The 12025-nt window shown below is 69.6% G+C and carries 13 protein-coding genes and 1 pseudogene; 12 read left to right on the plus strand and 2 right to left on the minus strand.

What is annotated here, in order from left to right:
* Positions 1–45: 45 nt before the first annotated feature.
* Together D7V77_RS15885 and D7V77_RS15890 are read left to right on the plus strand one after the other, a co-directional pair.
* Positions 46–1593 (plus strand): hypothetical protein, encoded by a 1548-nt coding sequence (locus D7V77_RS15885; RefSeq protein WP_120577138.1) that lies wholly within the window; start codon positions 46–48, stop codon positions 1591–1593.
* A gap of 224 nt (positions 1594–1817) precedes the next feature.
* Positions 1818–2726, plus strand: coding sequence for a metallophosphoesterase (locus tag D7V77_RS15890; protein WP_120577139.1), 909 nt, complete (start codon positions 1818–1820; stop codon positions 2724–2726).
* 24 nt (positions 2727–2750) lie between these two features.
* Here the strand turns inward: D7V77_RS15890 and D7V77_RS15895 are convergent, their stop codons facing one another.
* Positions 2751–3188 carry a DoxX family protein gene (locus tag D7V77_RS15895; RefSeq protein ID WP_120577140.1) on the minus strand — a complete coding sequence of 146 codons (438 nt, stop codon included), beginning with the start codon at positions 3186–3188 and terminating at the stop codon, positions 2751–2753.
* Between the two features lie 326 nt (positions 3189–3514).
* Here D7V77_RS15895 and D7V77_RS15900 point away from each other — a divergent pair, with 326 nt between their 5' ends.
* The 10 genes from D7V77_RS15900 to D7V77_RS15945 all read left to right on the plus strand — a co-directional run bounded on the left by D7V77_RS15900 (position 3515) and on the right by D7V77_RS15945 (position 11457).
* Positions 3515–4297 (plus strand): transporter, encoded by a 783-nt coding sequence (locus tag D7V77_RS15900; RefSeq protein ID WP_180946174.1) that lies wholly within the window; start codon positions 3515–3517, stop codon positions 4295–4297.
* Between the two features lie 44 nt (positions 4298–4341).
* Entirely contained in the window at positions 4342–5040 is a 699-nt protein-coding gene (locus D7V77_RS15905; RefSeq protein ID WP_233597011.1) for a hypothetical protein, read from the plus strand.
* On the plus strand, positions 5037–6344 hold the full coding sequence (locus D7V77_RS15910) for an ATP-binding protein (protein ID WP_120577143.1): 1308 nt from the start codon (positions 5037–5039) through the stop codon (positions 6342–6344). Before D7V77_RS15905 ends, D7V77_RS15910 begins: the two co-directional genes overlap by 4 nt.
* Positions 6341–6898, plus strand: a complete 558-nt coding sequence (locus D7V77_RS15915) for a response regulator transcription factor (protein WP_120577144.1) — start codon at positions 6341–6343, stop codon at positions 6896–6898. The genes D7V77_RS15910 and D7V77_RS15915 overlap by 4 nt, the downstream gene beginning before the upstream one ends.
* 116 nt (positions 6899–7014) lie before the next feature.
* The gene (locus D7V77_RS15920) at positions 7015–7596 is read left to right on the plus strand and encodes a type IV toxin-antitoxin system AbiEi family antitoxin domain-containing protein (RefSeq protein WP_120577145.1); all 582 of its coding nucleotides are present in this window, start codon (positions 7015–7017) and stop codon (positions 7594–7596) included.
* A complete protein-coding gene (locus tag D7V77_RS15925) occupies positions 7593–8495 on the plus strand; it encodes a nucleotidyl transferase AbiEii/AbiGii toxin family protein (protein ID WP_120577146.1) in 903 nt (300 codons plus the stop codon). The genes D7V77_RS15920 and D7V77_RS15925 overlap by 4 nt, the downstream gene beginning before the upstream one ends.
* A 93-nt stretch (positions 8496–8588) precedes the next feature.
* Entirely contained in the window at positions 8589–10085 is a 1497-nt protein-coding gene (locus D7V77_RS15930) for a hypothetical protein (protein WP_120577147.1), read from the plus strand.
* 84 nt (positions 10086–10169) lie between these two features.
* A complete protein-coding gene (locus D7V77_RS15935) occupies positions 10170–10601 on the plus strand; it encodes a VOC family protein (protein ID WP_120577148.1) in 432 nt (143 codons plus the stop codon).
* A gap of 11 nt (positions 10602–10612) precedes the next feature.
* Positions 10613–10975: a helix-turn-helix transcriptional regulator gene (locus D7V77_RS15940; RefSeq protein ID WP_120577149.1), complete on the plus strand. Its 363-nt coding sequence runs from the start codon at positions 10613–10615 to the stop codon at positions 10973–10975.
* Positions 10972–11457: an SRPBCC domain-containing protein gene (locus D7V77_RS15945; RefSeq protein ID WP_120577150.1), complete on the plus strand. Its 486-nt coding sequence runs from the start codon at positions 10972–10974 to the stop codon at positions 11455–11457. Before D7V77_RS15940 ends, D7V77_RS15945 begins: the two co-directional genes overlap by 4 nt.
* A 14-nt stretch (positions 11458–11471) precedes the next feature.
* Here the strand turns inward: D7V77_RS15945 and D7V77_RS15950 are convergent.
* A pseudogene (locus D7V77_RS15950) lies at positions 11472–12025 on the minus strand (hypothetical protein); the annotation flags it as partial.

A 12025-nucleotide genomic window follows, 5' to 3' on the forward strand; every position in this document is an offset into this window, starting at 1 on the left:
TCCAGGGCGGGTACGCCGCTTGCTTAGGTGGCGCGTAGGGAGACCATGGTGAATCGACGACTGCTGGGGCTGGGCGTGTGTGTGGGGGCGATGGTGCTGTCGGCGTGGGGTTGCGGAGGGTCCGACGGGCCCACGACTCCCATTGATGACACGGACAATGTCGACCCGAGGCCAGGGGTGGATGCGGGGACCGGGGGCGACACCGACGCCGGGACGGACGCGGGCACGGACATCGACGCCGGCACGGATGCAGGGACGGACGCGGGCACCGACGCCGGGACGGACGCGGGCACGGATGCCGGCACCGACGGCGGCACGGACGCGGGCACGGTGGATCCATGGCCCGCGGATCCGGTGACGAACTATTCGGACCGCTACGGCATCGGCAGGGTGAAGTCGGTCAGCGTGGACCTGGGCAAGAACATCTGGGTGCTGGACGGCGACCGCATCGGCGTGGTGCGCGCGGACACGCAGAAGCTGGTCTGGGTGGGAGGGCCCGTGGGTCAGGCGGCGGAGGGCCAGCCCTCCAGCGTCATCTGCGGCGGCGAGGCGGGCCGCGCCTACGTGGGTTACTACGCGGACGACCTGGGCGTGGATCCAGAGTGGCCGGACATCCACACCAACTTCATCGTCACCGCGAAGCCGTGCGAAATCCCGGTGAACGAGACCACCTGCTTCCCGTTCAGCCCGCGTCGGCTCCAGTTCTACAAGCAGGGCGACGTGGACGCGGTGAAGCTGGACGCCAGCGGCCAGGTCGTCCTCGAAGGCCACATCAACCAGTCCCGCCGCGCCAACAAGGACGCGAACGGCAACCCCTTCATCCAGACGGGCCCCACCGTGGTGGACGGCGTCAGCCTGGGCATCCGCAACAGCAACGACCACCACTTCGACGAAGACCGCGCCATGTACAGCTGCACGTCCGTGCTGCGCGGCCCGAACAAGGGCGACGTCTTCTTCGGCTCCAACCACGGCGTCACGCGCATCCGGGGCCTGACCTACAACGCCCACCGGCACCCGGTGTGGTTCGACGCGCGGGGCTCCCAGTACGCCGGCTACACCTACGGCCTGGGCATCTCGCCGGACGGGGACGTGCTCATCGCGAACGAGTGGAACTTCGGCATCGTCACGCCCGACACGAAGCTGGAGAACTGGGACGACACCACCACTGCGGGCATCAACCCGCAGAAGGTGAAGTCCTCCTACCTCCCGGAGGTCAACTCGCAGGAGACCTTCGATTCCTGGCGCGGCTTCCAGCAGACCACGGACAAGAAGTACTACCTGGGCAGCAAGGACCTGGGGCTGTGGGAGATGACCATCCTCTCCGCCACCAACCCCTTCCAGAAGGGCACCCGCGTCGGCGCGGACGTGCCGGCGCTCGGCGGCATCAACGCGCTGGCCTCCACCAATGACGGCTCGCTCTTCATCGGCACCAACACGGGAGGCCTCTACCGGCTGACCCCGTCCAAGACGGTGGAGAAGGTGGCGGACGTGCGCGGCAACAAGGTCCTCCAGCTCGTGTACGACGGCTCCGGCACCTCCGGCATGCTGCTGGTGCTGACGTCGGAAGGCCTGACCGTCCTGCGCGGCCACTGAGCAGGACTCCCACCCTGACGCCGGGGCGGTGCGCATGTCGCACCCGGCGCCACGGGGGGGTGATGGTTGCCTGGAAGGCGCGGGAAATGTTCTGGAAGGAGGCTCGGTTCTGCTTCCGCCCCCGTGCCTTCGTGCAAGGGGGCAGGCGGGCCGGGCCCCCGGGCTTCACGGCCCCCCGGACTGCTCTCTACAATCGCCTCGCCCCGCCGGAGGAATCCGAACGCATGCGCCTGAGACTCGCCCGCCGCCGTCACGCCGCTGGTGCCGCCGCCTCCCTCGCCATCTCCGAGGCGGTGGAACCCCACGGTCGCAACGAGCTCCAGGCGCGAGGCCCCGACCCCTTCCGGCCGGACCGGCGCCTGCGCTGGAGGGATCACTTCGTCCTCACCGAGCACCTGCTCCAGCTGGACAGCATCCACCCGGTGCATGACGGCCTGCGCATCGCGCAGCTGTCGGACGTGCACGTGGGCCAGGCGACCAGCGACGTGCGCATCCGCCGCGCGGTGGCCGCGGTGAACGAGGCCGCGCCGGACCTGGTGTTCCTCACGGGCGACTACGTCACGCACAGCCCCAAGCCGCTGCCGCGCGTGCGCCAGCTGCTGCAGGGGCTCAACGGCCCCGTCTTCGTGGTGATGGGCAACCACGACCACTGGGTGGACGCGCCCTACCTGCGCATGTCCTTCGAGGCGCTGGGCTACACGGTGCTCCAGAACGAGCACCGCGTGGTGAACGTGAAGGGCGCGCCCCTGACGGTGCTGGGCATCGACGACGGGCTCACCGGCAAGGAGGACGTGGAGGCCACCTTCCGAGGCGCGCCCACGTCCGGCACGCGGCTGGTGCTGGCCCACACGCCGCCCACCGCGGAGAAGCTGCCCGCGCACGCGGGGCTGGTGCAGTTCTCCGGGCACACCCACGGCGGGCAGTTCATCGTCCGGGGCCTCACGGAGGCGCTCTTCCGCCGCGCGGGCCAGCCGTACATCCGCGGCCACTACCGCGTGAATGGCAACCACCTGTACGTGAACCAGGGGCTGGGCTTCGGCTTCGGCGGGCCGTACCTGCGCCGGGGCAGCACGCCGGAGGTCGCCTTCTTCACCCTGCGCACGCAGCAGGCCGCCCACGTCGGGACGATCTGATCCACGGGGCGCGCCCGCGCGAGTTCAGCGCAGGGGCGTGCCCAGCTTCATGCCGCCCAGGGCGTTCTCGCGCTTCTTGCGCGACAGGCTGAAGGGGCCGGGCCCGAAGTAGACGATGAGCAGGGCGCCTCCCGCCATGGAGAGGTTCTTCATGAAGTGGATGAGGTTGTTCTGCGCCTGGACGGGGTCATCCATCTTCCAGAAGTGATGGACCATGAAGGCGGACGCCACCAGGAACACCGCGAGCATGGCCGCGCCCAGGCGGGCGAAGGCGCCCAGCAGGACGCACAGGCCCCCCACCACCAGCACTCCGCCGGACACCAGCACCGCCGTGCGCGGGTCGGGCACCCCGGACGCCTGGGCGTAGGCCGTGAGGGCCTGGAGCTGGATGAAGTGATTGAGCCCGCTGGTGATGAAGATGACCGAGAACAGCAGCCGTCCCAGCGGTGCGAGCAGCCCCATGAATGACCTCCATGCCTCCGGCGTGTCCTCCCTCAACGCGGACGGGTCGGTGTCATTCTCCAGATAGGCACGGATGGGCGGGCGGACAGCCGGCCCCCGCTCCCCTGCCCGCTCCCCAGGCCAGGGGACGACCGGTGCGTCCCCGGGTTGACGCACCGGCGGGCTGCGACAACACGCCGCACTGCGCCGGGACGGGGGGACGCTAGGGTGGCCACGCCTTGAGAACCCCCACCCTGGCCCTCCTGAGCGCCGCGCTGCTCCTCGTGCCCACCGCCCCGGCCCGGGCCTGCGCGAGCTGTGCCTGCGGCGACCCCACCCTCACGTCCATGGGAGGAGAGCAGCCCTTCGAGGGGCGGCTGCGGCTGTCCACGATGCTGCGCGCGTGGGGGCACACGGAAGGGGTGACGGGCGTGGACGCGCAGCGGCTGCGCGAGCTGCGCATGGACGTGGCGGTGGCGTACGCGCCCCGGCCCTGGCTGGTGCTGGCGGTGAACCTGCCGCTCCAGGCCCGCGAGGTCCAGGACGTGAGCCTGGGACTGGAGCGCGGCTGGGGGCTGGGCGACATCGACGTGACGGCGAAGGCATTCGTGTGGAAGGACAAGGAGTTCTCGCCGGACCAGCTGATCAGCGTGGTGGGAGGGGTGAAGCTGCCCACGGGCCCCCGGCTGCACGCGAGGGACGGCACGACGCTGGGCATCGACGCGCAGCCCGGCAGCGGCTCCGTGGATCCGATGGCGGGGCTGGCGTGGCAGGGCTTCCGGGGCAACTGGTCGTTCCTCGCGAGCGCCCTGGGCTTCCTGCCCTCGCGAGGGCGCGACGACTTCCGGCTGGGCGCGTCGGTGCGCACGCAGGTGGCGGCGCAATACCAGCCGTCCCCCACGTGGGCGGTGCGGCTGGGCGTGGACACCCGGGCGGAGAAGGCACCGGACACGAACGGCACGCCCGAGGAGGCCGGAGGAGGCTTCATCGCGTACGCGTCGCCGGACGTCCTCTTCAGCCCGGGCATGGACGTGGTGGTGCAGGCCGGGGTGCGCATTCCTGTCGTCAACCAGCTGCGCCGGGTGTCGTCCACGCCCATCGCGGTGCTCTCGCTCGCGTACGACCTGTGATGATCCGCGCCTCGCGTTTGGGATGGTTGGGATTGCTGTGCGCCTTGAGCGCGTGTGGAGAGCGCGTGGACGGCATGACCGTCACGCTGGGCCTGGAGCACCGGGCCACCGCGCAAGGTGTACAGGCGGCGGGAGGCGAGCGCTCCTTCACGCGAGCGGACGGCCAGGTGCTCACGCTGACGCGCGGCTACGTGACGCTGGGCAGCGTGGAGTTGAAGCCGTGCGAGGAGGCGCTGGGGTGGCGGCTCTTGAAGGCGCTGTCTCCGATTGGCACCGCGCACGCGCACTCGGTGGGTTCGCCGTTGAGGCTGGGCACGCCGCACGTCAGTGGCCTGGAGCGGCCGGACGGGAGCGTGCTGTCGCTGGGCACGGTGCGGCCGCCGCCGGGGCGCTACTGCCGGGCGAGGCTCACCTTCGAGCCCGCGGACGCGGATGCCGAGGGCCTGCCTGGAGCGGACAGCGGCGTGGACATGCTGGAGCACACGCTGTGGCTGGAGGGGACGCGGGTGCCCGCGGGAGGCGGTGAGCCGCAACCCTTCCGGCTGGTGACGTCCAACATCGCCACGGTGGACGTGGTGTTGGACGGGCTGACGCTGTCCGAGGACGAGCCGGCGGCCGAGCGCACCTTCGCGCTCGCCTGGGACACGTGGCTCGCCACGGTGGACCTGGAGTCGCCCGGGGCGGCGGCCTCGGCGCTGGACACGGTGGCCCGCTCCGTGGCGATGTCCTCCGTCGCGCCATGACGTCTTCTCCGCCGCCCTCCTCCGAACCCTCGCTCCGGGCCCGCATCAACCTGGTGTGGCTGCTGAGGCTGCGCTGGGGCGTGCTGGTGGGGCAGGCGGTGCTGGTGGCGGTGGCGGCGTGGGGCTTGAAGCTGGTGCTGCCGGTGCCCGCGCTGGTGGCGCTGCTGGGCGTGGAGGCGGTGACGAACGCGGCGGTGCGCGCGGGGCTCGCGAAGGCGAGGCCGGTGGCGGAAGCGGCCATCTTCGGGCTGATGCTCTGGGACACGCTGGTGCTGACAGGGCTGCTGGCATTGAGCGGCGGAACGCACAATCCCTTCACGACGCTGTACCTGGTGAACGTGGCGCTGGGCACGGTGCTGCTGCCGCCGCGCCGCACGTGGGCGATGCTGGGCTTCACGCTGTTGGCGTTCGGGTCGCTGTTCGTGTTGCAGGACGTGACGCTGCCGGGGCTGGAGAGGCCGGACCACGCGGAGCTGATGCGACTGCACCTGAGCGGAATGTGGGTGGCGTTCGCGGTGGCGGCGGGCTTCATCGTGTATTTCATCCAGCGCGTGACACGGGCGCTGACGCTGCGTGAGCAGGAATTGGAGCAGACGCGGGCGAGGCACGAGAGGCAGGAGAAGGTGGCCTCGCTGGCGACGCTGGCGGCGGGAGCGGCGCATGAGCTGTCCACGCCGCTGTCCACCATCGCGGTGGTGGCGAAGGAGCTGGAGCGTGCGCTCGCGGCGTCACAGACCTCCGAGTCCGTGAGAGAGGATTTGAGGCTCATCCGCCAGCAGGTGGACCGGTGCCGGGACGTGCTGGTGCAGATGTCCGCGGACGCGGGACAGACGACGGGCGAACCCTTCCAGCCCATTCCACTGGAGCGGCTGGTGGAGGAGACGCTGTCGGAGCTATCCGGCCGTGAGCGCGTGAAGGTGGACGTGCCGGAAGCATTGAAGGCGCATCCCGTCCACGGACCGCCGAGGGCGTTGGCGCGGGTGCTGCGGGGCCTGGTGAAGAACGCTCTCCAGGCGACGCCCATGGGCAGGGGTGTGGAGCTGCGGGTGCTGCCGCAGGGCACGGGAGCGCGGCTGGAGGTGCGCGACGAAGGCCAGGGCATGCCAGAGGCGGTGCTTCAGCGCGCGGGTGAGCCGTTCTTCACCACGAAGGCGCCGGGCGAGGGCATGGGATTGGGACTGTTCCTGGCGCGCTCGTTGGCGGAGCAGTTGGGCGGGGCGCTGGAGCTGCGCTCGAAGTCCGGGGAAGGCACGACGGCGAGCCTGAGCCTGCCGGGAGCGGACGCGAAGGAGGCGGCGGCATGAGCACGACTCCAGTGGATCAACGTCCCAGCCTGTTGATGGTGGACGACGACACCACGCTGCGCGAGCGATTGGCGAGGGCCTTCCGCGAGCGCGGCTGGGACGTGACGACAGCGGGCAACCACGACGAGGCAATGGTCGCGGCAAGGCGCGAGTCACCGGAGTACGCGGTGGTGGACCTGCGCATGCCGGGGCACAGCGGGCTGGAGCTGGTGCGGGACCTGCTGGCGGTGGACGCGTCCACGCGAGTCATCGTGCTGACGGGCTACGGCAGCATCTCCACGACGGTGGATGCCATCCGGCTGGGCGCGGTGAACTACCTGCCGAAGCCCGCGGACGCGGACGACATCCTGGCGGCGTTCGCGAGGGCGGAGGAAGCACCCAACGTCGCCGCCCCGGAGACGCTCCAAGCGCCGTCCCTGGCGCGAGCAGAGTGGGAGCACATCCACCGCGTGCTCGCGGACAGCGCCGGAAACATCTCCGAAGCGGCGCGCAAGCTGGGCATCCACCGAAGGTCACTCCAGCGGAAGCTGCAGAAGTACCCGCCGTCGCGCTGACGCGGGCCCCTTGCGCTGTCGCCAGCGACCGCACAAAACTAAAACCAGGTTTAACTTTCGCGCAACAGAAGGAGTCACTTGTTGCGCGAAACTAAAGTGGAATTATACTTTCGTGCATGAGCACGGAGCCCCCAATCAAGCCGGACTGGGACCAGCTCTACCGCGTGGCCGAGACCCAGGAGGGCCTCTTCACGACGCAGCAAGCTGCCCAGGCGGGCTACTCACCCCAACTGCTCGCCCACTACGTGCGCATCGGCCGGGCTTCGCGAGTCCAGCGAGGAATCTACCGGCTGGTGCACTTCCCAGCGGGCGAGCACGAGGACCTCGTCGCGGTATGGCTCTGGTCAGAGAAGGTGGGAACCTTCTCGCATCAGACAGCCCTCGCGCTCTACGACCTCTCCGACGTCCTGCCCGCGCGGATCCACCTGACGCTTCCAGAGTCCTGGCGGAAACGCCGCCTGCGCGTACCGAAGCTCGTCGTGATCCACCATGCCGACCTGCTCGATTCCGAGCGCCACTGGGTCGGCTCAGTCAAGGTCACGTCTCCCAGCAGGACGCTCGATGACTGCGCGCGAAGCGCACTGACCCCGGACCTGATGCGTCAGGCCGCTCGGCAGGCCCTGCATCGAGGCATCGTCCGCGGGAGTCTCCCTGCGGTGGAGGAAGCACTGAAGCCCTTCGGAGGCCTGGGTACGTGAAGAGCCGCACCTACGATTCGCCCGCCGCCTTCAAGCAAGCACTGGAAGACCACCTCCGGAAGGAGGCCCTGAAGCGGGAGCACCCGATTGAACGTCAACGGGAGTTGCTGGTCTTCCACCGGTTCCTCGCGCGCGTCGAAGCAAAGCTGGGCCCAGAGGTCACTCTCAAGGGGGGACTCGTCCTGGAGCTTCGCGTCGCTCGGGCAAGAGCGACGAAGGATATCGACCTTCGTGTTCAGGGAGACCCGGGCAGACTGCTGATCCAACTCCAGGATGCCGCGAGAATCGATCTCGGAGACTTCTTCGTGTTCGACGTCCGCTCAAACGAAGAGCACTCCAGAATCCAGAACGAGGGCATGCGGTACGAAGGACTGCGGTTTCGGGTAGAAAGTCGGCTCGCGCAGAAGCTCTACAGTCGCCCTTTCGACGTGGATGTTGCCTTCGGTGAGCCCATGCTGGGAACACCGGCCGAAGTCACAGCTCCAAATGTGCTTGGCTTCGCCGGCATCGCTCCGCCCCGCCTGCGGCTCTATCCCATCGAAACCCATCTCGCGGAAAAGCTGCATGCCTATACGATGCCGCGCTGGAGCCCGAACTCCCGCGTCAAGGACCTCCCTGACATCCCACTGCTGGCGAGCACGGGCGCACTGGATGCCTCGCGACTGCGGAGTGCCATCCACCAGACCTTCACCTTCCGCGATACCCATCCCCCACCGCTCATGATTCCGCCCCCATCTCCCGCTTGGGAGAAGCCTTACACAGACATGGCCCAGGACAATCAACTCCCCTGGGCCACACTTGAGAAAGTGACCGAAGCCGCGAAGCGCTTCCTCGATCCCGTCCTGGAAGGGGCCGCCATCACCACCTGGGATCCGGAGACCTGGAGCTGGAACCGATGAGCCCAGGCTGACGTCCAGACAGCCCCTCTGTCCTTTCCGGCGCGACATAGGCTTTACTGCGAGGCGCTTCGCATTTCTCCCGGGGGGGACAGAATGCATTGTCGTTGGCTCGTCGTCGCATTGACCCTGCTGTCCGTCGGCTGTGCCCACTCGAAGCGTGCACCCGAAGCGGAGCTGCCCAAGTACGAGCACGTCTTCCAGAAACCCCTGACGGAGGCGCTCGCCGCCACTCGCCAGCTGCTGGAGGAACAGGGCTACACCTTCGAGGAAACAGAGGACCCCAACCAGCTCGTCACCGCCTGGTCCGAACCCGACCGGGCCGGCTCGCGCAACACCACATACACGCGCTACCTGGTGACAGGTATCGCGCTGAGCCCGCGCCAGTCCGTCGTGCGCATCTTCCGCATGACGCACCAGACGGCGGGCAATGACGTTGAGTGGAAGAAGGTGTGGTGGAAGGTCTACCTGGAACGCGGGGAGCAAGTGTCCAATCCCTTCGTGAAGGAGGCGGACTTCGACCAGGACGACGCGATGACCAAGCGGCTGTCCATGATGCGCGGCGCCCAGCACGGCACCCGCGACCTGGACCTGGAGCAGGCCCTCACGCTGCGGCTGGAGTCCGCGCCCTCTGTCGAAGTCCTCGCCGGCAACGCGGCGGAAGACAAACGCCCCGCCCCCGTCCGCGCGCCGGAGTTCTACCTGGAGCGCTGGAAGGATGAGGCCGTCGCGGAAGGCCCGTGCACCACGTCCGTGCGCGGCCTGCCGGAACTCCTGCACCCGGGCCTCACGCTGCTCATCGGCGAGCAGCTGGGCTCCAACGAAGTGCCGGAAGTGGTGGGCCACGTGGTGTGCCAGGCGGCCCAATCCGGGCTCGCGGTGACACTGGGCCTGTCCATCCCCGACACGGAGCAGGCGCGCGTGAACGCGTACCTGTCCAGCCCCGGCGCCCCGGCCGACCAGGACGCGCTGCTGGAAGGCCGCTTCTGGACGCGTACGTACCAGGACGGCCGCAGCAGCCGCGCCGTCATGGAACTCATCGACCGCATGCGGGCCCTGCGTGCGGCGGGCCTGAGGGTGACGGTGGTGGCCTACGACACGGACCTGATGAACGGCAGCGAGCGCGACGCGGCCCTGGCCCAGGTCTGGACGAAGCGCCGTGCCGTGAAGCCGGACGAGGTCCAGGTGGTGCTCGCCGGCAACACGCACACGCAGATGGAGAAGGGCACGCAGTGGGACCCGTCCTTCACCCCCATGGCGCACCTGATGAAGGAGAACCGTTCGCTCGTCGTGCTGGACATGAGCTACGCGCAGGGCACGCGATGGGGCTGCGACCTGAACCGCGACAGCAAGCTGGTCTGCGGCATCGTGGGCGCCACGCCCGCGCCGGCGGTGGCCGCCCGCCCCGGCCTGAGCCCGTACCTCCAGCTGCGCGAGACCTCGCCCAACGAGCCCTTCCGGGGCCTGCTGTACGTGGGGCGGCTCACGGCCTCCCTGCCGGCCATCCTCGGACCGCAAGCCGCGCCGCCCACCGATCCCGCCCAGGCCCCCCGGATGCCCGGCCGCGACCGGCCTCTCCCAGGCGTCTTCTAGCGGCTCACGGATTGACGACCGTTAACGTCAGGGTTAATCATTCACCCTGACGTTAACGAACCTCGTCCGCCCGGAGTCACCGCCATGAAGCCCATCCCCGAGGACTGGCCGCGCATCTCCTCCAGCCTCTTCTACGTGGACGCCCCCGCCGCCATCGACTGGCTGGAGCGAGCGTTCGGTTTCCAGACGCGCCTCAAGGTGGAGGGCGCGGACAACAGCATCGTGCACGCGGAGCTGGCCTACGGCGACGGCGTCATCATGGTGAACTCCTCCGGGCGCCACGGCCTCCACCAGAGCCCCCGGCTGCACGGGGGCGTCAACACGCAGACCCTCACGGTCTACGTGGACGACGTGGACGCCCACTGCGCCCAGGCTCGCGCGGCCGGCGCCGCCATCCTCATGGAGCCCGAGACCAAGAACTACGGCGACGACTGGGGCACCAACCGCACCTACGGCGCCGAGGACCTCGAAGGCCACCGCTGGTGGTTCACCCAGCGCGTCTTCGGCCCGAAGTAGGTTCGCCCGTCATGGCCACCCCGTCCGCGCTCGACCGCACCCTGGCCGCCCTCGCCGACCCCACGCGCCGGGGCGTCGTGGACCGGCTGCGCCACCGGCCCCACCCCGCCGGAGAGCTGGCCGCCGCGTTCGACATGAGCCCCCCGGCCATGTCGCGCCACCTGCGCGTGCTGCGCCAGACGGGGCTCGTGGAGGAGCGCATCGACTCGGACGACGCCCGCGTGCGCGTCTACTCGCTGCGCCCGGAGCCCTTCGCCGCCCTGCGCGGCTGGCTGGACGAGGTGGAGTCCTTCTGGGGTGACCAGCTGGGCGCCTTCAAGGCCCACGCCGAACGCACCCGCGGCACGAAGCCCTCCAGAGGCCGCAAGTCATGACGGCCGACCGCGCCCGCGTCACCACCTTCGTCGCCGTGTCCCCGCTGGACGCCTTCGAGGTCTTCACCGAGGAGACCGACCTCTGGTGGAAGAAGGGCCCGCGCTACCGCGGCCTGCAGAACCCTCGCGGCGTCCTGCGCTTCGAACCGCCAGGCCCCGGCGGCCGGCTGCTGGAGTCCTTCGAAAACGACATCTACGAAATCGGCCGCGTGCTCGTCTGGGAGCCCGGCGCGCGGCTCGTCTTCCAATGGCGCGCGAGCAACTTCGCCCCCGGAGAGACCACCGAGGTCGACGTCCGCTTCGAGCCCACCTTCGGCGGCACCCGCGTGGTGCTCGAGCACCGGGGCTGGGACGCCATCCGCATGGACCACCCCGTGCGCCACGGCCAGGATGGAGCGGCCACGGTCGCGACCATCGGCCGCTGGTGGGGGGACCTCGTCACGCGCTACCGGCTCCACGCCGCGCGGCCCCGCTCCACTTGAGGAAGCCCCGCTGACTACTTGCAGGGGCCGCAGTCCGCCGCGCAGCTGTCCGCCGTGTTGCTGCCGCCGCACTTCTCCGTCAGCTGACACACGCCGTCGCCGCAGCGGTAGATGTCCTGGGGCAGCATGCGCGTGGTGATGGGCCGGTAGTTCACGCCGTTGTACGTGCAGCGCGTGTAGTACGTCCGCGTGGCGTCCAGCGTGCAGTAGTACCGGCACGCGCCCACGTGCTTCATCGGCGTGCACGCCGTCGTGTCGCTCCAGGACGACAGGCCGCAGGTGCGCACCGTGCTCTCGTCGTAGTCCAGGTACGCGCCGTCGTTCGCCGCGAACGTGCCTTCACCCGTGAAGAGGTTGCCGAAGAAGCACGCCTCCTTCTCGTTGAAGGTGCTCAGCTCGTCCGAGGAGTACGGCATCGTCCCGCCCACCGCGTCGCGCCCCAGCACGGAGATGTTCACGTGCACGCCGTACTTGTTCGCGTGCGCCGCCAGACACGCGCTCACCACCTGCTGCTCCGCCACCGAGGCCGGCTGCCCCCCGGCCCACCCCGGCGCCAATCCCAGACTCC

Origin of the sequence: Corallococcus sp. CA041A (assembly GCF_003612075.1) — a bacterium.
GTDB lineage: Bacteria > Myxococcota > Myxococcia > Myxococcales > Myxococcaceae > Corallococcus > Corallococcus exiguus.

Bases quoted from the DNA above. Each gene is read 5' to 3' on its own strand.
- D7V77_RS15930 (WP_120577147.1), top strand. From the start codon at position 8,589: ATGCATTGTCGTTGGCTCGTCGTCGCATTGACCCTGCTGTCCGTCGGC.
- D7V77_RS15910 (WP_120577143.1), top strand. From the start codon at position 5,037: ATGACGTCTTCTCCGCCGCCCTCCTCCGAACCCTCGCTCCGGGCCCGC.
- D7V77_RS15935 (WP_120577148.1), top strand. From the start codon at position 10,170: ATGAAGCCCATCCCCGAGGACTGGCCGCGCATCTCCTCCAGCCTCTTC.
- D7V77_RS15915 (WP_120577144.1), top strand. From the start codon at position 6,341: ATGAGCACGACTCCAGTGGATCAACGTCCCAGCCTGTTGATGGTGGAC.
- D7V77_RS15885 (WP_120577138.1), top strand. From the start codon at position 46: ATGGTGAATCGACGACTGCTGGGGCTGGGCGTGTGTGTGGGGGCGATG.
- D7V77_RS15940 (WP_120577149.1), top strand. From the start codon at position 10,613: ATGGCCACCCCGTCCGCGCTCGACCGCACCCTGGCCGCCCTCGCCGAC.
- D7V77_RS15890 (WP_120577139.1), top strand. From the start codon at position 1,818: ATGCGCCTGAGACTCGCCCGCCGCCGTCACGCCGCTGGTGCCGCCGCC.
- D7V77_RS15920 (WP_120577145.1), top strand. From the start codon at position 7,015: ATGAGCACGGAGCCCCCAATCAAGCCGGACTGGGACCAGCTCTACCGC.
- D7V77_RS15945 (WP_120577150.1), top strand. From the start codon at position 10,972: ATGACGGCCGACCGCGCCCGCGTCACCACCTTCGTCGCCGTGTCCCCG.
- D7V77_RS15895 (WP_120577140.1), bottom strand. From the start codon at position 3,188: ATGGGGCTGCTCGCACCGCTGGGACGGCTGCTGTTCTCGGTCATCTTC.
- D7V77_RS15900 (WP_180946174.1), top strand. From the start codon at position 3,515: ATGGGAGGAGAGCAGCCCTTCGAGGGGCGGCTGCGGCTGTCCACGATG.